The organism is Shimia sagamensis (assembly GCF_900182745.1).
Classification (GTDB): Bacteria; Pseudomonadota; Alphaproteobacteria; order Rhodobacterales; family Rhodobacteraceae; genus Shimia; species Shimia sagamensis.
The window spans coordinates 190,528-213,807 of the sequence record NZ_FXTY01000003.1 but is presented as its reverse complement, the minus strand read 5'-3'; the positions used below and the strand labels follow the sequence as shown (position 1 = coordinate 213,807).

Here is a 23,280-nt window from a genome sequence, read left to right as displayed (position 1 = left end):
GTTCTTCACCCCTTCGATGACCCTAACGCCTGTCGCCCACATCAGACCTTTTCGGTTCATTTTTGAGCAGGAATGCGACTCTCCCCACCATTTATGCCTAAAAATTGAGCGCCAACCCCGAGAAATGCGGCATCGCAGCATTTTCTCTCACATCCCGCTTGAGACTCGCATCAACGCCCTTCCTAATGACATCAACACAGGACAACGACGTTCTGTTTTGACCCTGAACGACCAGGGAAATTTTGAGCAAAGCCGCTCGACCCCGCCGAACCTCCTCCTTCGGCGCTGGTCGCGCGGCTTTTTTGTTTTCCTGCCCTCTCCTCCAATTCAGGGCACACCAAAAGGAACGCCACAAATGCATCGTTTCGCCGCCCTTCTTGCCGCGACCACCGCTCTCGCCGCGCCAGCAGCAGCCGAACTTGACCTAGAAAAAGATGAACTGACCTTTGGCTTCATCAAACTGACCGACATGGCCCCGCTGGCCGTGGCCTATGAGCAGGGCTACTTTGATGACGAGGGCCTGTTTGTCACTCTGGAGGCTCAAGCCAATTGGAAAGTGCTGCTCGACGGCGTGATCGACGGCCAACTGGACGGCGCCCACATGCTCGCCGGCCAGCCACTCGCCGCCACCATCGGCTACGGCACCAAAGCGCACATCATCACGCCATTCTCCATGGACCTGAACGGCAACGGCATCACCGTCTCCAACCAGATCTGGGAAGAGATGAAGCCGCATGTGCCGCTGATGGACGATGGCCGCCCGCAACACCCGATCTCCGCCTCCGCGCTGAAGCCGGTGGTTGCGACCTACGCCAACGAAGGCAAGCCGTTTAACATGGGCATGGTCTTCCCGGTCTCCACCCACAACTACGAGCTGCGCTACTGGCTCGCTGCTGGTGGTCTGCAACCGGGCTACTACTCCCCTGAAAACATCACCGGTCAGATCGGCGCCGATGTGCTGCTCTCCGTAACCCCGCCGCCACAGATGCCCAGCACCATGGAAGCTGGCACAATCTACGGCTACAGCGTGGGTGAGCCCTGGAACCAACAGGCAGTTGCCAAAGGCATCGGCGTGCCTGTGATCACCGACTACGAACTCTGGAAGAACAACCCTGAGAAAGTCTTCGGCCTGAATGCTGATTTTGCCGAGCAATACCCAAACACAACACTCGCCGTGACCAAGGCGCTGATCCGTGCGGCGCAGTGGCTCGATGAAAACGACAACGCCAACCGCGCCGAAGCGGTGCGCATTCTGAGCCAGCCAGACTATGTCGGCGCGGATTACGACGTGATTGCAGCCTCCATGACCGGCACCTTTGAATACGAAAAGGGTGACAAGCGGGACGTGCCCGACTTCAACGTGTTCTTCCGCTACCACGCCACCTACCCCTTCTACTCCGACGCCATCTGGTACCTGACCCAGATGCGCCGCTGGGGCCAGATCGCCGAGGCCAAGCCGGACAGCTGGTATGACGAGGTGGCAAAATCCGTCTACAAGCCCGCGATCTATCTGGAAGCCGCCCGTCTGCTGGTGGACGAAGGTCTCGCCAACGAAGCGGATTTCCCATGGGACAGCGACGGCTACAAAGCGCCAACCCCGTCTGAGGACATCATCGACGGCATCGCCTACGACGGCCGCACGCCCAACGCCTACCTCGACAGCCTGCCAATTGGCCTGAAGGGCGATCAGCGAGTGGTGGGCACGGAGGTGCAAGGCTGAGCCCAACCGTGGGACGCAACGGACGGGCCGTTAACACGCGCCCGTCCCGCAAAACCGCACCTCCGCAAAACAGCCGCGATACCGACGTTATACCGACGCCAAAATCAGCCGCGCCCCGGCATTAACCAATACTGCAACAGCGCTTAGAGCCACGGACAGACCAATGACCACAATCGACCCGCAAAACATCGCAGATGAAGAACGCGAAGCCCGCCGCGCCCGCCTCTTCACCCGCATCAACAAGGCCGACACTTGGTTCCAAGTCCTCGGTCTCAGCTTCCTCACCCCAATTTTGAAAGCCGCCGCTGGCGACAACCCAAAGTCGCAAGCTGTTGAAATTTGGCGTCTTTTGGGCGTGCCGCTGTTGGCCATCACCGTCTTTTTGATGCTCTGGGCCAACCTTGCACCCAAGGTGCAAACCTCCCTCGGCGCGGTTCCCGGCCCCCAGGACGTCTGGACCGAGGCCGTTCTGCTGCACGAAGATGCGCAGGCCAAAGCTGCAAAAAAGGCAAAATTCAACGAGCGTGTAGAGGCCCGCAACGCCAAGTTCATAGCCAACGGCCAGCCGGAAAAAGTCAAAGATATCAAGTACACAGGCAGTCCCAGCTACTACAATCAGATCTGGACTTCGATCAAAACAGTGTTCTTCGGCTTCCTGATTGGCACCGCAATTGCCGTGCCAATTGGCATCATGGCGGGCCTCTCGCCATATGCCAACGCCGCCGTGAACCCGCTGATCCAAATCTTCAAACCGGTCTCACCGCTGGCATGGCTGCCTATTGTGACCATGGTGGTTTCTGCCACCTACACGGTGGATGACGGATTGTTTTCCAAGTCTTTTCTGACCTCCGCCATCACCGTAACTCTTTGTTCCTTATGGCCAACTTTGATCAACACTTCACTTGGCGTGGCCTCCATCGACAAGGATCTGGTGAACGTCTCCAAGGTTTTGAAGATGAACACCTGGACCAAAATCACCAAGCTGGTGCTTCCGTCCGCTCTGCCATTGATCTTCACCGGCCTGCGTTTGTCCTTGGGCGTTGGCTGGATGGTTCTGATCGCCGCCGAAATGCTGGCGCAAAACCCGGGCTTGGGCAAATTTGTCTGGGACGAGTTCCAAAACGGCTCTTCCAGCTCCCTCGCCAAGATCATGGTCGCGGTCTTCACCATCGGCATCATCGGCTTCCTTTTGGACCGCCTGATGTACGCCATCCAGTCGCTCTTCACATTCTCCTCAAACCGGTGACCGCCATGAGTGTTCTGAAATTTAACAATGTCTCCAAGAGCTTCGGGGAAGGCGCCGCCAAGACCGATGTTCTGAAAAACATCAACCTGGAAGTTCAGGAGGGAGAGTTCCTCGTTCTTTTGGGCTTCTCCGGCTCCGGTAAAACCACGCTGATCAACCTGATGGCGGGCCTCGAAATGCCCACCTCTGGCAGTGTGACTTTCAAGGGCAAAAAGATCACCCAACCGGGCCCAGAGTGCGGTGTGATCTTCCAGTCCTATTCGCTGATGCCTTGGCTCACGGTGAACGGAAACGTGCGCCTCGCGCTCGACAGCGTTTTCCCAAATATGCCCAAATCCGAGAAAGAAGACCGCGTTGACCACTACATCAAAGTGGTCGGCCTCTCCCACGCCGCCACACGTCGCCCAGCCGAACTCTCCGGCGGCATGCGCCAACGTGTGAACGTCGCTCGCGCCTTGGCGATGAACCCCGAAGTTTTGCTTCTGGATGAACCTCTTAGCGCCCTAGACGCCCTCACCCGCGCCAACCTAGCCGACGAGATCGAGGCGATCTGGGATGCCGAGAAGAAGACCTGCGTGCTGATCACAAATGATGTGGACGAAGCGATCCTCCTCGCTGACCGCATCATCGCTCTGAACCCAGACGGCACCTTGGGCCAGGAGTTCAAAGTCGACATCCCGCGCCGCCGCGACCGCATGGAAATGAACCACCATGAGGGTTTCAAAAAGCTGCGTGCACAGGTCACCAAATACCTGATGGACGTGGGCATCGCCGCCAAAGCTGAAGGTACCAAAACACTGCCTGACGTGACCCCAATCCACGATGTGCCTGCTGCGGTCAAGGATGCCCAGAAAGGTATGATTGACCATAATTTCTTGGACTTTTCGCAGCTACACAAGATCTACCCAACGCCCAAAGGTCCGCTCACTGTGGTGGAGGATTTTGATCTCAAAGTACAACGCGGCGAGTTTATCTCTCTGATCGGCCATTCCGGTTGTGGAAAGTCCACGGTGCTTACCATGGCGGCGGGCCTCAATGGCATCTCCAAAGGCGGTATTCGTCTAGATGGTCGCCACGTTGAAGGGGCTGATCCGGAACGCGCTGTGGTGTTCCAATCGCCAAACCTCTTCCCTTGGCTCAGCGCCAAGGAAAACGTCGCCATCGGAGTGGACAAAGTTTATCCGAAGGCGTCCCAAGGCGAGCGCCAAGATGTGGTCGAACACTATCTGGAGCGCGTTGGTCTTGCTGACGCAATGGACCGCTCAGCGCACTCCATGTCCAACGGCATGAAGCAACGGGTCGGCATCGCCCGCGCCTTTGCACTCTCGCCGAAACTTCTCCTTTTGGATGAACCCTTTGGGATGCTCGACAGCCTCACGCGCTGGGAGTTGCAGGAAGTTTTGATGGAGGTCTGGGACCGAACAAAAGTGACAGCAATCTGCGTGACGCATGACGTGGACGAAGCCATTCTGTTAGCCGATCGAGTGGTCATGATGACCAATGGTCCACAGGCGACAATTGGCAAAATTGTGGACGTCGACCTGCCACGTCCGCGCACACGAAAAGCCCTGCTCGAGCACGCCGACTATTACCGCTACCGCCAAGATGTGCTCGATTTCCTTGAGGAATACGAACATGGCGCCAAGCCCAAGCCGAAACCCGCCAAAGCCATTGCCGCGGAGTAAGACATGACACAGAAACTTATCATAATTGGGGCCGGGATGGCCGCAGGGCGCGCCTTGGAACATCTCTTTGAAGAGGCCCCCGACACCTACGATGTCACGCTGTTCAACGCTGAACCACGCGGCACCTACAACCGGATTATGCTCTCCCCTGTTCTATCAGGAGACAAGAGTTTTGACGAGATCGTCACCCATTCAGCGGAGTGGTACGAGGGGAAGGGCGTGACCACGCGCTTCGGCGAAAAGGTTGTGAACATTGACCGCTCCGCGCAAACGGTGACGTCCGACAGCGGCGACATTCTGGCTTACGACAAGCTGATAATCGCCACTGGTTCCACCCCTTTTATCATCCCGCTGCCGGGGCATGATCTGGACGGCGTAATCGCATACCGTGATCTCGAAGATACCAACGCAATGATCTCCCTTGGAGATGAACCAGACGCCAAAGCCGTCGTGATCGGCGGTGGCTTGCTAGGTCTTGAAGCCGCAGCTGGCCTCGCGCTACGTGGCGTGGACGTGACTGTGGTGCATATCATGGGCCACTTGATGGAGCGCCAGCTCGATGATGCCGCAGGATATCTGCTGCGCAAAGCGCTGGTGAACAAAGGCATTTCCGTGAAATGCTCCGCCAACTCTAAGGAAATCCTTGGCGAAGATGGCAAAGTCAAAGCGCTGATACTGGACGACGGTACGGAGTTGCCGTGCAACTTATTGGTTATGGCTGTGGGCATTCGCCCGTCCGTGGCTTTGGCAGCTGAGGCTGGCCTCGCCACTGGTCGCGGCATCCATGTGGACGACCAGATGGTCACATCGGATGAAAACATCCTGTCGCTGGGTGAATGCGTGGAACACAACGGCAACGTCTTTGGCCTTGTTGCGCCGATCTTTGATCAGGCCAAGGTAATCGCTAAAACGCTGATCGGTGAAGAGGCTGTCTTTGAGAACAAAGAAGTGGCAACCAAGTTAAAAGTAACTGGCTGTGATCTCTTCTCCGCCGGTGACTTTGCTGAGGGTGAAGGCCACGAAGATATCGTCTATCGGGACCCGGCTCGGGGCGTCTACAAACGCCTCGTGATCAAAAACAACCGCATCGTGGGTGTCGTTATGTATGGCGATACGGCAGACGGGAATTGGTTCTTTGGTTTGATCAAAGACCGCGAGGACATCTCTGAGATGCGCGATACGCTCATCTTTGGTCCTGCCTTTCAAGGAGGGTCCCCCTTGGACCCTATGGCAGCCGTTGCAGCCTTACCGGCTGACGCAGAAATCTGCGGCTGCAACGGCGTATGCAAAGGTCAGATCGAGGACGCCATTGGCAACGGCGCCACAACGCTTGATGACATCAAGGCAACCACCAAAGCCTCGGCGTCCTGTGGGACTTGTACAAATTTGGTGGAACAAGTTCTCGCGGTCACGCTTGGCGATGACTTTATCGTACCTGCCGCGAAATCTGTGTGTGGCTGTACAGATCTGACGCATGAAGACGTGCGGCGCTTGATCAAATCCAAACAGCTGAAGTCGCAGCCAGCCGTCTGGCAAGAACTTGGTTGGACGACCTCAAACGGGTGTCATGTTTGCCGTCCGGCGATCAACTACTACCTGCTGGCCGATTGGCCACTGGAGTATCAGGACGACGCGCAAAGCCGCTTTGTGAACGAACGCAACCACGCCAATATTCAGAAAGACGGTACTTATTCCGTTGTGCCACGCATGTGGGGCGGGATCACCACTCCGGATGAGTTGCGTGCAATTGCAAACGCGGCAGACAAATTTGACATACCAACGGTTAAAGTCACCGGAGGTCAGCGCATCGACCTTTTGGGAGTGAAAAAGGAAGATCTTCCCGCGATTTGGTTCGACCTGAACCAAGCAGGATTGGTCTCTGGTCATGCTTATTCCAAAGGCCTGCGCACGGTGAAAACCTGTGTAGGCTCTGACCATTGTCGTTTTGGAACACAGGACTCCACTGGTCTTGGCGTAAAGCTAGAAAAACACATGTGGGGGTCATGGACACCACATAAGTTAAAACTCGGCGTGTCCGGCTGCCCGCGCAACTGCGCCGAAGCAACGTGCAAGGACATCGGTGTGATCTGTGTGGACTCAGGCTACGAAATTTCTGTTGCGGGCGCGGCGGGTATGGAAGTCAAAGAAACCCAGTTCCTCTGCAAAGTTGCCACTGAAGAAGAGGCCATGGAGGTGATCTCTGCCATGACGCAGATCTACCGCGAAAATGCCAAGTATCTCGATCGTATTTGGAAGTGGGTCGACAAGGTGGGGCTGGACTGGGTCAAGGAACAGGTTGTGGAGGACCTAGAGACCCGCCAAGCCCTCGCCGAAAGATTTGAGATTTCTCAATCGGTTTATCGCACCGACCCCTGGGCCGAACACGCATCAAAAAAGTCTGAAATCTATCAACCGGTCGCCAACCTTGCACTGGAGGCAGCAGAATGAACTGGATCGATATCTGTTCCGTCACCGACATCCCTCTGCGCGGCGCGCGCATTGTGAAAACAGCAGTGGGTTGCGTCGCAGTCTTCCGAACAAGCGATAACGAGGTCTTCGCCACCTCTAATCGGTGCCCACACAAGGGCGGCCCGCTGTCCGAGGGTATCGTGCACGGGAAGGCGGTCACCTGTCCGCTCCACAATTGGGTCTTCTCTCTGGAGACGGGCAAGGCCCAAGGACCGGATGAAGGCCAGATCGCAACATTTGCGACGCAAATTATCGAAGACCGGGTGCTGCTCGACGCGTCAGAACTGGCTACTGGGGTCGCCGCAGAATGACTTCTCAATCCACCTGTACCACCTGTCCTTATTGCGGTACCGGTTGCGGCGTCCTTGCCACACCAAACGGTGCCGGTGGGCTCACTGTAACAGGCGATCCGGAGCATCCTGCCAACTTCGGGCGGCTCTGTTCCAAAGGTTCTGCTCTCGGAGAAACCGTCTCGACAGACCATCGGCTGCTCGCGCCGCAGATCGGCGACAGCTCAGCCAGCTGGGACGAGGCACTCTCATTGGTTGCTGAGAAGTTCCGTATCGCAGCCGATGATCATGGACCTGACTCAGTTGCATTTTACGTCTCAGGGCAATTGCTGACAGAGGATTACTATGTCGCCAATAAACTGATGAAGGGGTATATTGGGTCCGGCAACATCGATACAAACTCAAGGCTTTGCATGGCGTCCACCGTTGCGGGCCACAAACGAGCCTTTGGTACAGACACGGTGCCTGGCGCCTACGAAGATTTGGAACTGGCCGATTTGGTCATTCTAACAGGCTCAAATCTCGCTTGGTGTCATCCGGTGCTGTATCAACGTATCGCCGCAGCGAAGGCTGCCCGCCCCACAATGCAAGTGGTGGTCATCGATCCGCGGCGCACAGCCACCTGTGACCTCTCGGATATGCACCTTGCGATCCAACCCGGTACAGATGTGGCGTTGTTCAACCACTTGCTCACCCAATCGCACGCTAAGGGTGCCACAGACCTAACGTTTATTTCTCAAAGCCTCTCAGGATTTGCAGAGGCGTTGGACACAGCAAACAAAACCGACGTGGCTGTTACCGGCCTTAACCAAGAACAGCTTTCCGAATTTTCCAATTTGTGGGTTAGCACAGAGAAAAGCGTGACTGTGTTCTCGCAAGGTGTAAACCAATCCGATCATGGCGCTGACAAAGTTAACGCCATCATCAACTGCCACTTGGCGACAGGCCGAATTGGCAAACCTGGATGCGGGCCTTTTTCAGTGACCGGGCAGCCTAACGCGATGGGCGGGCGTGAGGTTGGTGGTCTTGCCAACACACTTGCGTGCCACCTCGATATCGAAAATCCAGTCCATCGCGTAAGCGTGCAATCCTTTTGGAACGCACCGACTATCGCAGAGAGTCAGGGGCTCAAAGCAGTCGATATGTTCGAAGCAGTCGGCACAGGAAAGATCAAAGCCCTTTGGGTGATGGGCACAAACCCTGCGGTCAGCATGCCTAATGCGTCCAAAGTGCGCGCGGCGATGTCAAATTGCGATTTTGTCGTGGTGTCGGACATGTTTGGTACAACAGATACGGCACGCTTGGCGGACGTTGTTTTGCCCGCTACCGGATGGGGCGAAAAAGAAGGAACTGTCACAAATTCTGATCGCACAATCAGTCGTCAACGCGCCATTTTACCTGTGCCTAGTGACGCGCGGCATGATTGGCAGATCATTTGCGATGTTGCCAAATACATGGGGTTTACTGAAGGCTTCAGATTTTCCAGCCCACTCGACATCTTTCGTGAGCACGCCGCGTTGTCTGGTTTGGCTGCAAAGCTGGGTAAGGACTTTGACATCTCTGGCTTGGCGCAGATTTCAGATGTGGAATACCAAAGTATGAAGCCCGTTAAGTGGCCCGTAAGCTCCCGAGGAAAAACGCCCAATCAGAGGTTTTTCTCTGACGGCCAATTTTTCACCCCGGACCGACGCGCCAAAATGATCCCTGTTAGGCAACCTCATTTGCCACAAATGCTTGAACCTCCACAGTTTCGCCTGAACACGGGGCGAATTCGGGATCAGTGGCACACCATGTCTCGCACTGGACAATCTCCCCGCCTCAACCAACATTACGGCGAACCTTTTCTGGAAATCCACCCATCCGACGCGATCCAGCTTGGGCTCGTTGAGGCCGATTTAGTGAAGGTCTCAAATCCGTTTGGCTCAGTGGTACTGCGTGCGTTGGTGACGGATCGCATCTCGCAAGGGCAAGTGTTTGCACCAATTCACTGGACTGGCGAAACAGCGGCCAATTCTGTGGTGTCTGACTTGGTCGCCCCTGACGTGGACCCGGTGTCCGGCCAGCCAGACAGCAAATCAGCCTACGTCAGCCTCTCCAAATTTGACGCGGTCTGGTACGGCTACGCGGTGGGCGTAGAGCAACCGCATGCAACTACAAACTATTGGGCCAAAGCCAAGCTTGTCGACGGTTGGCAACTTGAGCTAGCAGACGTCAGCACACCGGAAAGTTGGGAAGGCTTTGCGCGGACACTACTGCAAACCGGAAAGGCTCAGTGCTCCAGCCTAATAGACACTCATAAAGGCCGTGTTCGTATGGCCTTTCATAGTGGCGAACAATTGGTCGGAGCCTTGTTTGTAGATCAGGCCCCAGTTCAAGTGTCGCGGAACTTTGCCGGAATGACGCTTCATCAAAGCGGTCTCGACGTGTTGGCTGGACGTCCGAGAACCACACAGCTAGATCCCGGCCCCACGGTTTGTGCGTGTTTCAATGTCGGTGTGAACACCATTCTAGCAGCCATCGAAGACAACAATCTCGTGTCGGTAGAACAAATTGCCACAACGTTGTCCGCGGGTTCCAATTGTGGATCATGTAGACCTGAACTCGCTGCACTTTTGAGCGAAGCGCGCCGACAACTGGCTGCTGAATAGTACGCTGGCAATCCCATTCGTGAAATCCGGGAACCGGCTATATTGAAACATGCGGCCAATTTTTGGCTAATTTGCCGTAAGGTCATGCTGGAAATGCACACACCTTCTAGGCGTTTCCCCTCAAGTAAAACCCCCATAGCGCGAAATGCCGCCGGAAGCACGCAATTTTGGCAAAGTCCAAAAACGCCGTGTTTGTCGGTTTTGAACCATGATATGACGGTTTCCTGAAGGCACCACTGTGGCGACCCCAATCGCGAGCGGAGTCGACGAAAACTTTGTGGGCTTAGGCACATTTTCCTTGATTTGTGTCGCAGGCGAGCCGCAGCATAACGAAAACAAAAATATTCAACATGGGAGTTTCCAAATGAACGAAGAGCTTAAGTTCCTGAGCCGTCAGGCTGCTTTGGGTACAATTTCACGCCGCAAGTTCCTCGGCCGCGCTGGAGCGCTTGGCGTTTCGGCAGCAGCCGCAAGCACCATGCTCGCTGGCGCTGTTCACGCCGCAGGTCCGCAAAAAGGCGGCACATTGCGTATCGGTCTACAAGGTGGTTCGACCACCGACAGCCTTGATCCAGCGACAGCAGCAAACACTACCTCTGTGAACCTTATCCGCATGTGGGGTGAACCACTTGTAGAATTGACCGACGACGGCGGCCTGCAAGGCAAAGTCGCCGAGAGCTTTGAAGCCTCTGCCGATGCAACGACATGGACCTTCACTATCCGCAAAGGCATCACCTTTTCCAATGGTCAAGAAGTAACAGCAGCAGACGCAGCAGCTACGCTTGATCGTCACGCCGGTGAAGAGTCCAAGTCTGGTGCGCTAGGCCTGTTGCGCGACATCAAAAACGTCAGCACCAACGGCCGTGATGTGATCATCGAGCTCAACAACGGCAACGCCGATCTTCCCTACCTGATGAGCGACTATCACCTGATTATTCAGCCAAACGGCGGCAAAGATGCGCCGGATGCGGCAATCGGTACTGGCCCCTATATCATGAAAGACGTTGATATGGGTGTGCGCTTTGTGGCTGAGAAAAACCCCAACTACTGGGGTGACATCGGCCATGCCGAGACCATCGAAATGCTGGTGATCAACGACAACACCGCCCGTGTTGCCGCACTACAATCCGGTCAAGTTGACATCATCGACCGCGTGCCACCTCGCACAGCGGGTCTTGTGGCGCGCGCGCCAGGCGTCACAGTGTCCTCCACTGCAGGCCCAGGCCACTATGTGTTTATCGCGCATGTGAACACTGCTCCGTTTGACAACCCTGATCTGATGATGGCGCTGAAGTATGGCATCAACCGTCAGGAAATGGTCGACAAGATCCTGTTTGGCTACGGTTCTGTGGGTAACGATTCACCTATCAATGCGGCCTATCCGATGTATGAGGAAATGGAGCAACGCGAGTACGATCCGGAAAAAGCGGCTGAGTACTTTAAGAAATCAGGCCACGAAGGCCCGGTTCTTCTGCGCACTTCCGATAACTCATTCCCTGGTGCGCCGGATGCGGCCGCACTGTTCCAGCAGTCCCTCAAAGCGGCGGGCATCGAGCTCGAAATCAAACGCGAGCCAAACGATGGCTACTGGTCTGAAGTGTGGAACAACAAACCGTTCTGCACCAGCTATTGGGGTGGCCGCTCAACACAGGACCAGATGTTCACAACCGCGTATCTGTCCACGGCCGACTGGAATGACACACGTTACAGCAGCGAGAGCTTTGACAAGCTGCTCATCGCTGCACGTGCGGAACTTGATCAAGACAAGCGCAAAAAGATGTATGCCGATATGGGCATGATGGTGCGCAATGAAAGCGGCCTGATCTGCCCTATGTTCAACGACTTTGTCGACGCCCACACCGACAAGATCGGTGGTTGGGTCGAAGGTGTTGCCGGCTTCTCACTGATGAACGGTTACGCCGCACAGCGTATGTGGGTGACAGGCTGATATGTCGCTCCTTTTGAAACTATTGACCCAGCGCATCGCGCTGGGTCTCCTTTTGCTCTTCCTCGTCTCGATTCTGATCTTTGCCGGCACCATTATTCTGCCGGGTGACGTGGCCCAATCCATCCTTGGACAATCAGCTACCCCCGAAGCGCTAGCCAACATGCGCCGCGACCTTGGGCTGAATGAACCACCGGTCCAACGCTACTTCAATTGGCTTGGCGGGCTACTTCAAGGCGATCTAGGTACTGCCCTGACCAGCGGGAAAGATATCGCCGAATCTATCGGGAAGCGACTTGGGAACACTCTTTTCTTGGCCTTTTGGGCCGCGATCATCTCCGTGCCTCTTGCGATTTTGCTTGGTTTGATTGCCGTACGCTATCGCGAACGCTGGCCGGACAAATTGATCTCAGCGGTAACGTTAGCATCTATCTCCGTACCTGAGTTTCTTATTGCCTATGTCGCGATTTTTGTTGTGTCCGTCCGACTTCGTTGGGCCCCTTCTGTCACAACGATTAATGACAGCATGAGCCTGGGTGAGAAACTTCATACGATCTCCATTCCCATTGCAGTTCTGACACTAGTTGTCCTCGCGCATATGATGCGTATGACCCGCGCTGCGATTTTGAATGTGATGCAATCTGCATACATCGAGACCGCAGAGCTAAAAGGCCTGCGCATGTTCACCATTATTTGGAAACACGCGCTGCCAAACTCCGTGGCGCCCGTCATCAACGTTGTCATGCTCAATATGGCCTACTTGGTTGTGGGGGTTGTGGTGATCGAAGTGGTCTTCACTTATCCTGGCATGGGGCAATATTTGGTCGACCACGTGTCCAAACGTGACATTCCGGTGGTGCAAGCCTGTGGGCTGATCTTTGCAGCGGTCTACATCGGCCTCAATATGGTGGCTGACATCGTATCCATTATTGCCAATCCGCGTTTGCGGCATCCGAAATAGGGAACACGTTATGAGAATACCCATAGCTGCCCTGATCGGGCTTTTCTTCACCGGTGCATACTTCTTTGTCGCGATTTTCGCGCCATGGATTGCACCCTACGACATGGCGGAGGTTGTCAGCCGCGATGTTTGGCTGCCACCGTCATCCGAGTTTCTTCTTGGCACTGACAACCTCGGGCGCGACCTGCTCAGCCGTATGATCTACGGTGGACGGACCACCATTTTCATTGCCACAGCCGCAACCATCCTCAGCTTCACGACAGGATCCATACTTGGCTTCCTCGCCGCTGTCTTAGGCGGTTGGGCAGACCAAGCCATGAGCCGGTTTGTTGACCTGATCATGTCAATCCCGTCTTTGATCTTTGCGCTGGTTGTGCTGTCTGTGATGCCAGTAACTGTTCCCGTTCTAATCCTTGTTATGGGGCTGTTGGACAGTACGCGGGTTTATCGCTTGGCACGCGCCGTGGCCGTAGACATCAATGTCATGGACTACGTCGAAGCTGCGAAACTTCGCGGTGAAGGCCGTGGCTGGATTATCTTCCGGGAAATTTTACCCAATGCGCTTAGCCCGCTTGTTGCAGAAATGGGTCTGCGGTTTATCTTTATGGTTCTGTTTGTGTCCACCCTTTCTTTCCTTGGTCTGGGCGTTCAACCACCGCAAGCTGATTGGGGTGGCATCGTAAAAGAGAACGCTGATGGCATCGTATACGGCATTGGCGCGGCACTTTACCCAGCCGTAGCAATCGCGACACTGGCGATCTCCGTGAACCTTGTTGCGGATTGGGTCCTCAACCGCACGACATCACTGAAAGGGGGCCGCGGATGAGCGACAATCTTCTGAAAGTTCGCGACCTCAAAATTGGCGCCACCGTTTATCCCCCTGGGGAAAAACCGCATGACATTGAGATTGTGCATGGTGTGAGCTTTGAAGTTGAAAAAGGCAAAGTGCTCGGCCTTATTGGCGAGTCTGGTGCAGGTAAGTCCACTATTGGCTTGGCCTCCATGGCTTATGGGCGTGGCGGCGTAAAAATCACCGGTGGTGAGGTCTGGGTCAATGGCCGAGACATCCTGAAAACCAGCCACACTGACGTCCGCGCGCTGCGTGGCGGCGAAGTGACTTATGTAAGCCAATCGGCCGCGGCTTCGTTTAACCCCGCCAAAAAAATCATGGATCAGGTCACTGAAGCGGCCATTCTTCAAGGTAAGTTCTCCAGCAAAGAAGCGGTAGGCCGGGCCATTGAATTATTCCGGAAGCTTGGCCTCCCAGATCCGGAGACCATCGGCAATCGCTATCCGCACCAGGTATCCGGTGGCCAACTACAACGCTGTATGACCGCTTTGGCCCTGTGTCCGGAACCCGATCTGGTTGTCTTTGACGAGCCGACAACCGCGCTAGACGTAACTACACAAATCGACGTTCTCATGGCCATTAAGGAAGCCATCCGGGACACTGGCGTTGCCGCTCTCTACATCACACACGATCTCGCGGTTGTGGCACAAGTCAGCGACGACATTCTTGTGCTCAAGATGGGTGACATGGTCGAGTACGGTACTGTGAATCAGATCATCAATGATCCGCAAGAAGATTACACCAAAGCGTTGGTGTCGGTTCGCTCAATCGAGCATGAAGAAAAAGAACCGACGCCTGAACCTGTTCTCAAGGTACAGAACATCACCGCTCGGTATAAAGGCACCAACTTTGATGTTCTCAAAAACATCAATGTAGAGCTTCACCCCGGACAAACTTTGGCTGTTGTCGGCGAAAGTGGTTCGGGTAAGTCCACATTAGCGCGCGTGATCACGGGTTTGCTGCCTCAGAGCAACGGCAGCGTGCATTTCGCAGGGCGCGATTTGAGCAAAGACCTTGCGGGGCGTAAAAAGGACGACTTGCGCGAGTTGCAGATGATCTATCAGATGGCAGACGTTGCGATGAACCCACGTCAGACCGTTGGCACAATCATCGGCAGGCCGCTCGAATTCTACTTTGGCTTAAAGGGCGCCGAGAAACACAAAAGGATCATTGAACTCCTTGACGAGATCGAGATGGGCGAGGCCTTTATTGACCGCTATCCGGCTGAGCTTTCTGGTGGGCAAAAACAACGCGTTTGTATCGCGCGGGCCTTGGCTGCCAAGCCCAAAATGATCATTTGTGACGAGGTAACAAGCGCGCTTGATCCACTGGTGGCAGATGGCATTCTAAAACTCCTGCTTGATCTGCAAAAGATTGAGGATGTGGCATACCTATTCATCACGCATGACTTGGCAACAGTGAAGGCCATCGCGGACTCAATTGCTGTGATGTATCAAGGGGAAGTCGTTCGGTACGGAGGAAAATCCGACGTTCTGTCGCCGCCATTTGATGATTACACCGATCTGCTTCTCAGCTCTGTTCCTGAGATGAAGCTGGGTTGGCTCGAGGATGTCATCGCAAACCGTAAAATGGAAAGCGCGGGGAACTAAAACCCTAACCAACCGGACCTGACGGTGGCGTTCGCAGGGGCGCCGCCGTTTTTACGCGCTATCAGACCAAAAAGGTCGGTCTTGTGCTTTCAATTGTAAAATCTTGGTCTACGGTTTTCACAACATCGGAGGACGGTATGCTGGACAACAAATTGCTTCTCATCATTCTGGATGGCGTGCCCTGGCGGAACTGGTCGCGTCTTTTTGGCAACTTGGAAGGATGGGTTGCTGAAGGCACCGCCCAAAAGTGGAAAATGACCTCCGTTCTGCCATCTATTTCTGCCAGCTGTTACGCTTCAATTCACACGGGTGTCACGCCGCAAGAACATGGCTGCACCGGCAATGGAAACGTATTTCGGATCAAACAGCCTGATATCTTCTCTGAAGTACGCAAGGGTGGAGGCAAAACCGGAGCTGTCGCCCATTCTTTCTGGTCTGAGTTTTTCAATCGGCATCCATTCGATTATGTCCGTGATATCGAGTATGACGAAGCTGATAGCCGAACCATCAACCACGGTCGATTCCACACAATGACCGGGTATGGCGCGGCCAACCAAATGACGCCGTCAGATGTTGATCTGTTCGCAACGCTTACCAATCTCTGCCTCAACCATGGGCTTGATTACGGCATTTTACACACATGCACGTTGGACAGCATGGGCCATCGATTTCAGCACGACAGTCACGAAATGGATCACGCGTGTTTTGTGATGGACGAGATGTTGGCGCCTTTCATTCCGAGATGGCGCCAACTTGGCTTTGAGGTGATTGTCACAGCTGATCACGGACAAGACGCGCGCGGGCACCATGGTGGTCATGACCCCATGCAGCAAGACTTTGCGCTCTATTACTTCGGAGATGCTAAAGGCCCAAAGGCTGATGTTGTTCTTTCGCAGCTCCAACTCGCTCCAACTATTCTTGGTCGCCTCGGCATCAAGGCACCCACCTCGATGAAGGCGGCGACCTTCCTAGCGTGACACGCGTGAACCTAAGGAAGCACTTTGGAGAGTGCTTTCTCTAGCGTACCAACAATGAGATCAATATGGGACGTCTCCATAATGAACGGCGGTGCCAACAAGACGTGAGCCCCCAACTTGCCGTCTATGGTACCCCCCATTGGATAACAAATCAGACCGGCTTCGAACGCTGCTGACTTCAGCCGCGCGGGTATTGCGAGCTCAGTTTCAAAAGGCTCTTTGGTTTCGCGGTTCTTCACTATTTCCAGCCCTAGAAACAGACCACGACCGCGTACATCTCCAATATTCGGATGGTGGCCAAACACAGTTTTCAACTCATCCACGAGTTTGGCGCCCATTGGAGCAACGCTCGCAGCGACGCCATCATCGATCAAGCGCTTTGCGACGGCTAGAGCTGCCGCAGCCGCAGTTGGGTGTCCATTATAAGTGTGTCCGTGTTGGAAAAAACCTGATCCCTGCTTGATCACATCATAAATTTCGGACGTGCAGAGCATGGCGCCAATAGGCTGATACCCCGCGCCAAGTCCTTTTGCGACGGCGCATATATCCGGAGAAATTCCTTCTTTCTCATAGGCAAACAAGCTCCCGGTACGTCCCATGCCACACATCACCTCATCCAAAATGAGCAAGACACCGTACTTGTCACAAATCTCCCGCACCCTTTTGAAGTAACCTTCAACAGGCGGTACTGCGCCTGACGTTGCGCCCACTACCGGCTCCACCACAAAGGCCAGAACGTCTTGTGGCCCCAGTTCGAGAATTTTGTCTTCCAACTCCTGCGCCACACGTTGCCCATAGTCGAAACTTGTCTCGTCGGGTTTTTGCCCGCGATACGCGTAGCACGGCGAAATATGGTGCGTTTCCATCAGCAAAGGAGAAAACGGCTCGCGTCGCCAAAGATTACCGCCAGTTGCGAGTGCTCCAAGGGTGTTGCCATGATAGCTTTGACGCCGAGCAATCACATGCCGACGCTTCGTTTCGCCTTTTTCAAACACATATTGCCGGGCCAGTTTCAAGGCGCTCTCTGTAGCCTCGGATCCGCCCGACACCAAGTACACGCGATCCAGATTTCCGGGAGCATTTTCAATTAACTTGTCTGCCAATCGTTCAGCCGGTTCTGACGTAAAAAATCCCGTATGCGCAAAGGCAACTGCATCTACTTGCGCCTTTATGGCTGTCAGCACGGCAGGGTCAGAATGGCCCAAACAGCTCACTGCAGCGCCGCCGGACCCATCAAAATACGCTTTGCCAGACGTGTCGTAAAGAAAAGGCCCCTCCCCCCGCGAAACGACGGGCAATTCTTTTCGGCTATGCCTTGGGAATACGTGGCTCATCGATCATGCACCTTTCCTAACATCGAGCGCCGCAAACGATTGGCGTATTGAACAACACCGGATACGCTTTCTGCATTGTCCTTAAGTAAATGCCCGTCAGCTCGGTGGATATTGTTTTCAAACCCAACCCTAACATGGCCGCCTAGGCGGATTGCGGACTGTAAAACGGCTTGTTCACTTTTTCCAAAAGCACACACGGTCCAAGAGGACATTTCCCCAGCCAAAGCGCTCAGAAGCGGTGAAATCTCCGCCACTTCACCTGTTTTAGGAGGGTTATATTGTCCAACAACCAGCAGAACATCTCGTTGTGAAGGCGCGATCACTGCATCAGAAAGCCAAGATCGATATAGCGAAATGTCTTGCACGTCATAGAGGATATGCTGGATGTCGACAGCAGCGTCGTTCGCGAAAGCATACAGCTTTTGCGCAAGAATTTCATCCCGCGCCATTTCACGGACTGACACACTCGCAGCGGAGGGCACCAACTGTTTCAATGTTTCAAATTGGTCCGCCACGTCAAATAGCCCAGCAGCTTCTGTTGTGATCTGAATTTGCATGTCCGGTGCAGCTTCAGACACCGCAGTCATTGCCTCCTGGTACCGCGCAGGATCCAAGGTATGCTGTCCATTGCCATCACGAATATGCAAATGAAGCTCATGCGCTCCTGCGACAAAGCACTGCCGCGCTGTGCAGGCAATGTCCTCAATGGAAACGGGCAGCTTCGGGTGATCTTTTTTGGTCTTTCGGGCACCATTGGGGGCAATGGTCACCTTTAAGGGCGCCAATGCTTCACACTTCAATTGAGGCTTGATGCTGTCTTTTGGCATCCCTGTTTCTTTCTCCGGTCAGCTACGCTGTAACGTTCAAGGTGAAACGAATGTTCCGAATCTTGACCTGAGCTAAAACATATGAATAATCCCTGTCAAGTGGAGGGATTCGTGAACAACACAGACCGTCTTCAAGAGCGGGTTGCGGGGAATTATGCCGACCTGAGCGTCAAGCTTCGGGAAGCGGCAGATTTTGTTGTGGCTAATGAAATGGACGTGGCGGCAAGATCCCTGCGCTCAATTTCTTCGGCGAGTGGCGTATCCCCTGCCACACTTTCACGACTTGCACGGGCCCTGGGATATGAAACCTATGAGGAACTTCGCGAAGTTTGCCGAAAATCTGTCGGAGGGCGCACAAGTTCGTTTTCTGAACGGGCCCAACAGCTCAAAACGGCTGCGAACTCCACGGATTCAATGTATGAACGACAAGCGACGGCCTGTATTTCAAACATCTCAAGTCTCGCGGACTCACTTGACAGAGACCGACTTCAAAATGCAGTGATCGCTTTAGGGGATGCGCGGTCAGTTGTGCTGTTTGGCGCCTTTGGCTCAACTGGAATCGTTGAATACATGGCCTACTTGGCCAACTATTTTTCAACCAATTGGACATTGGCCGGGCGCATGGGAGCCTCTTTGGGTGCATCATTGGCATCCTTAACTTCAGAGGACGTTTTACTCGTGATCACCAAGCGCCCCTATGCCGACAGAGCGGTGCGGGCTGCTCAAGCCGCTCAGGGTATTGGGGCAAAAACCATCGTGATAAGCGACAGTCACACCTGTCCCGCGATCAAATTTGCAACTTTTCCCTTTATTGTTCCGTCAGATAGTCCACAATTCTTCTCGTCTTATGCGGCGACTCTGGCATTGATGGAGTCGATGATTGCCATGCTTGTCGCACAATCTGGCGAAGGCACAAGCGACCGCATCCGAGAGGTTGAGCGGCGCAATCAAGACCTGGGTGATTTCTGGGTGGACTAAGGACAAAAAGACTGAAATTTCAATACTATCATCAACTAGGGAGCCTAAGATGATTTCGAAACTGAAACTGGCCGGTGCGGCCATTATTGCCTCCATGGGCATTTCTGCGGGCGCTTCTGCTCAGGAGTTTATCTCCATCGGTACCGGTGGCGTAACCGGCGTTTACTACCCGACAGGTGGTGCAATTTGCCGTTTGGTCAACAAAGGTCGCAAAGAGCACGGCATCCGCTGCGCAGTGGAATCCACAGGCGGGTCTGTATACAACATCAACACCATCAAAGCGGGCGAATTGGAATTTGGCGTTGCCCAATCTGATTGGCAGTACCACGCCTACAACGGCACTTCCAAATTCGCAGACAACCCATTTCCAGATATTCGCGCGGTATTCTCCGTACACCCAGAGCCGTTCACTGTGATCGCCCGCTCTGACGCAGGTGTGAACAGCTTTGCCGACCTCAAAGGCAAACGTGTTAACGTCGGCAACCCTGGCTCTGGCCAACGAGCAACCATGGAAGTGGTGATGGACGCTTATGGCATTGGCATGGACGACTTTGCTCTGGCGACCGAGTACAAAGGCTCCGAGATGGCGAAACAGCTTTGTGACGGCAACATCGACGCGATGATCTACACTATTGGTCACCCTGCCGCTGCAATCAAAGAAGCCACCACCACCTGTGATGCAACCCTGGTGAGCGTAACTGGTCCCGAAGTGGAAAAACTGGTTGCTGATAACCCATTCTACCGCGTCGCAACTATTCCGGGCGGCATGTACAAAGGCACAGATGGCGACACCACCACCTTTGGTGTGGGCGCAACTTTTGTCACCAGCGCAACCGTTCCTGACGAAGTTGTCTACATCGTAGCAAAATCGGTGATGGAAAATGTTGAAGATTTCCGCAAGTTGCACCCTGCTTTCGCAAACCTGGACCCAGCTGAAATGGTCAAAGATGGCCTGAGTGCGCCTCTGCACCCAGGTGCTGAGAAAGCCTACATGGAACTGGGCCTGAAGTAAGTTCAGTCTGAGTTTACAAGAATAGGAAGCGCCCCGAAATGCACTTCGGGGCGCTTTTCAACAAAGGGGTTCAACGGGGAAAATTATGGCTCAAGATCATCAAAATGATGGCACCGCCAAAGCCGACGCACTTGTTGCAGAAGTCGATACAGGCGCACGCAACGCCGACGGTTTTCAAGGTCAATTGATCATCGCGATCTGTATTATCTGGTCGCTTTTTCAGCTTTACATCGCTTCAAAACTTCCAGGAGTTCTAGCGCAAACAACTGGTTTTTCCGGATTTGCAAACATTGTGGGGCAAGCGCGTTACATTCACCTTGCCTTCGCGATCGCCTTGGCAATTCTCGCTTTCCCGATGTTCAAATCGTCACCGCGCGATCGTATTCCGCTTTACGATTGGGCGCTGATTGCACTGGGTGTTGGTGCCTGTTTGTACCTCGTTGTGTTCCGCTATCAGATTGCGGACCGCCCAGGTCTTTGGACGACGACAGACATCACGATGTCTGCGATTGGCATGATGGTTCTGATGATCTGCGTGTATCGTTCGCTAGGTTTGCCGCTTGTCATCATTGCTGGGTCCTTTGTCCTTTTTGCCTTCTTTGGCGGAAATTCCGAGTGGGTACGAGATATCACTAACTATGGTGGCGCATCGTTTTCTAAGGCGCTTGGACATTACTGGATGCAAACCGAGGGAGTCTTCGGTGTTGCCCTTGGTGTGTCTACCTCGATGATCTTCTTGTTTGTGCTGTTTGGCGCTCTTCTTGATCGCGCTGGCGGCGGCAACTGGTTTATCAAAGTTGCGATTGCTCTGCTTGGCGCCCTACGCGGCGGACCAGCGAAAGCTTCGGTGCTAAGCTCGATGATGACCGGAATGATCTCTGGGAGCTCAATTGCCAATACTGTGACAACAGGGACTTTTACCATTCCCTTGATGAAGCGTATTGGTTTTCCGGCTGAAAAAGCTGGTGCGGTAGAGGTGGCTTCCTCCACCAATGGTCAGCTGACTCCTCCTGTGATGGGTGCAGCAGCCTTCCTGATGGTGGAATATGTCAATATTCCCTACATCGACGTGGTAAAACACGCGTTCTTGCCTGCCGTCATTTCATACATCGCTCTCTTGTACATTGTGCACCTCGAAGCACTAAAAATGGAGATGAAAGGCCTCAAGAAAGCCGGTCGCCACATTGGCCCCATCATGATCATGGTGCTGTTTTTGACAGGTTTCTTGGGTTTGGCCGCCATCACCTTCCTGATGATTGGTATCCGCAACCTACTTGATCCAATGATGGCTGACAGCATTTATGCGGCAATTGTCTTGCTGACGATCATGTACATTGCTTTGCTCTATCTCGCGTCGAAATATCCCGATGTCGCTATGGATGACCCCAATGCACCACTGGAGGCGCCACGGCTAACGCCAACGCTTCTTGGCGGCGCGTACTACTCATTGCCAATCTTTATCTTGGTTTGGAACTTGATGGTGAAAACGGATACGTTGGACCGTCTCTCACCGGCGCTGTCTGCATTCTGGGCAACCATCTTTATGATTATCGTTGCTCTCACACATCGTCCAATCAAAGCGTTTTTCCGTGGCGAGACGGCTCTGAACGCGGCCTTCTCAACGGGATGGTCTGACTTTGTGCAAGGCCTGATCATGGGCGCACGCAACATGATCGGGATTGGTGTGGCAACGGGTGCTGCCGGTATCATTGTTGGTACCATCAGCCTGACTGGTGCACACCAAGTGATCGGTCAGGTCATCGAAGTGATCTCTGGCGGCAATTTGATCCTCCTGCTGGTTTTGGTTGCGATTTTGTCGCTGATACTGGGTATGGGGCTTCCAACTACTGCGAACTACATCGTGGTGAGCTCTCTCATGGCGCCGGTCATCGTGAGTGTTGGTGCTCAGGCGGGCCTTGTTGTGCCATTGATCGCGGTACACATGTTTGTGTTCTACTTTGGCATCCTTGCCGACGACACGCCTCCGGTTGGGCTTGCAGCTTATGCAGCCGCGGCAATCTCTCGTGGTGATCCGATCAAAACTGGTATCCAGGGCTTCGCTTACGACATCCGTACCGCCTTGCTGCCGTTCATGTTCATATTCAACACAGACTTGCTGTTGATTGACGTGAGTTTAGGGAAAGCCATCCTGGTATTCTTCATAAGCTTAATCGCGATGCTCATATTTGCAGCGGCCACTCAGGGCTACTTCATAGCCAAGTCTAAACGTTGGGAAAGCGTTGCCTTGCTGTTCATTGCATTTATGTTGTTCCGACCTGACTTCTTCCTCGATCTTGTGACAGAGAAGTACCAGAGCGTAACAGGCCCTGCAGCTGTACAGCTTGTTGGAGAGCAACCGGAGGGCAGCCTGATCCGCTTTAAGGTTGAAGGTCCGGATTTTGACACGGGAGACAACCGCGCCACGACCATCACCATGGTGTATCCTGGTGGAGAGCCGGGGGCTGCTATGTCGGACAATGGGTTGTCGGTTCTTGAAGAAGACGGGAAACTGCTTTTGGAAGAACCGTTCCCTGGTTCGCCCTACTTTGGATCGCTTGGCACAGAATATGACTACTACGGCGACAACCCAGTGGTGATTTCACAGGTTGAAGTCGAAAATGAGCGCATGCCCAAAGAGCTGTTCTTCATTCCAGCTCTGTTGCTGCTTGCCGGATTGATGCTGATTCAGCGGCCTCGCGCCACGCAGCCTGCATTCTAGGGAGATGTG

16 protein-coding genes are annotated in these 23,280 nt (G+C 54.1%); 14 read left to right on the top strand and 2 right to left on the bottom strand.

Annotated features, from left to right (window positions below; all coding sequences use genetic code 11):
* The first annotated feature begins 355 nt into the window (after positions 1-355).
* The 11 genes from QOL67_RS09160 (at position 356) to QOL67_RS09110 (ending at position 16,401) form a co-directional block, all read left to right on the top strand.
* Entirely contained in the window at positions 356-1,720 is a 1,365-nt protein-coding gene (locus tag QOL67_RS09160; RefSeq protein WP_283425671.1) for a CmpA/NrtA family ABC transporter substrate-binding protein, read from the top strand.
* Positions 1,721-1,883: 163 nt separating this feature from the next.
* Positions 1,884-2,966: an ABC transporter permease gene (locus QOL67_RS09155; protein WP_283425670.1), complete on the top strand. Its 1,083-nt coding sequence runs from the start codon at positions 1,884-1,886 to the stop codon at positions 2,964-2,966.
* A 5-nt stretch (positions 2,967-2,971) separates the two neighbouring features.
* Complete coding sequence (locus QOL67_RS09150; protein WP_283425669.1) at positions 2,972-4,651, top strand: ABC transporter ATP-binding protein; 1,680 nt, start codon at positions 2,972-2,974, stop codon at positions 4,649-4,651.
* A gap of 3 nt (positions 4,652-4,654) precedes the next feature.
* Complete coding sequence (gene nirB / locus QOL67_RS09145; RefSeq protein WP_283425668.1) at positions 4,655-7,099, top strand: nitrite reductase large subunit NirB; 2,445 nt, start codon at positions 4,655-4,657, stop codon at positions 7,097-7,099.
* The gene (gene nirD / locus QOL67_RS09140; protein ID WP_283425667.1) at positions 7,096-7,431 is read left to right on the top strand and encodes a nitrite reductase small subunit NirD; all 336 of its coding nucleotides are present in this window, start codon (positions 7,096-7,098) and stop codon (positions 7,429-7,431) included. Before nirB ends, nirD begins: the two co-directional genes overlap by 4 nt.
* Positions 7,428-10,058, top strand: coding sequence for a nitrate reductase (locus QOL67_RS09135; RefSeq protein WP_283425666.1), 2,631 nt, complete (start codon positions 7,428-7,430; stop codon positions 10,056-10,058). Before nirD ends, QOL67_RS09135 begins: the two co-directional genes overlap by 4 nt.
* 364 nt (positions 10,059-10,422) lie before the next feature.
* Complete coding sequence (locus QOL67_RS09130) at positions 10,423-12,006, top strand: ABC transporter substrate-binding protein (RefSeq protein WP_283425665.1); 1,584 nt, start codon at positions 10,423-10,425, stop codon at positions 12,004-12,006.
* Position 12,007: 1 nt separating this feature from the next.
* On the top strand, positions 12,008-12,964 hold the full coding sequence (locus QOL67_RS09125) for an ABC transporter permease (RefSeq protein ID WP_283425664.1): 957 nt from the start codon (positions 12,008-12,010) through the stop codon (positions 12,962-12,964).
* 10 nt (positions 12,965-12,974) lie between these two features.
* Complete coding sequence (locus QOL67_RS09120; protein ID WP_283425663.1) at positions 12,975-13,790, top strand: ABC transporter permease; 816 nt, start codon at positions 12,975-12,977, stop codon at positions 13,788-13,790.
* On the top strand, positions 13,787-15,424 hold the full coding sequence (locus QOL67_RS09115) for an ABC transporter ATP-binding protein (protein ID WP_283425662.1): 1,638 nt from the start codon (positions 13,787-13,789) through the stop codon (positions 15,422-15,424). Before QOL67_RS09120 ends, QOL67_RS09115 begins: the two co-directional genes overlap by 4 nt.
* Before the next feature lie 140 nt (positions 15,425-15,564).
* On the top strand, positions 15,565-16,401 hold the full coding sequence (locus tag QOL67_RS09110; RefSeq protein ID WP_283425972.1) for an alkaline phosphatase family protein: 837 nt from the start codon (positions 15,565-15,567) through the stop codon (positions 16,399-16,401).
* A gap of 11 nt (positions 16,402-16,412) precedes the next feature.
* On the opposite strand, the gene QOL67_RS09105 is transcribed toward QOL67_RS09110, so the two are convergent.
* Entirely contained in the window at positions 16,413-17,735 is a 1,323-nt protein-coding gene (locus QOL67_RS09105; protein ID WP_283425661.1) for an aspartate aminotransferase family protein, read from the bottom strand.
* Positions 17,732-18,562, bottom strand: coding sequence for a beta-keto acid cleavage family enzyme (locus QOL67_RS09100; RefSeq protein WP_283425660.1), 831 nt, complete (start codon positions 18,560-18,562; stop codon positions 17,732-17,734). Before QOL67_RS09100 ends, QOL67_RS09105 begins: the two co-directional genes overlap by 4 nt.
* Positions 18,563-18,673: 111 nt before the next feature.
* Here QOL67_RS09100 and QOL67_RS09095 point away from each other — a divergent pair, with 111 nt between their 5' ends.
* The 3 genes from QOL67_RS09095 (at position 18,674) to QOL67_RS09085 (ending at position 23,271) form a co-directional block, all read left to right on the top strand.
* Positions 18,674-19,540: a MurR/RpiR family transcriptional regulator gene (locus QOL67_RS09095; protein ID WP_283425659.1), complete on the top strand. Its 867-nt coding sequence runs from the start codon at positions 18,674-18,676 to the stop codon at positions 19,538-19,540.
* Positions 19,541-19,589: 49 nt separating this feature from the next.
* The gene (locus QOL67_RS09090; RefSeq protein ID WP_283425658.1) at positions 19,590-20,552 is read left to right on the top strand and encodes a TAXI family TRAP transporter solute-binding subunit; all 963 of its coding nucleotides are present in this window, start codon (positions 19,590-19,592) and stop codon (positions 20,550-20,552) included.
* Positions 20,553-20,637: 85 nt separating this feature from the next.
* The gene (locus tag QOL67_RS09085; protein ID WP_283425657.1) at positions 20,638-23,271 is read left to right on the top strand and encodes a TRAP transporter permease; all 2,634 of its coding nucleotides are present in this window, start codon (positions 20,638-20,640) and stop codon (positions 23,269-23,271) included.
* Positions 23,272-23,280: the final 9 nt, after the last annotated feature.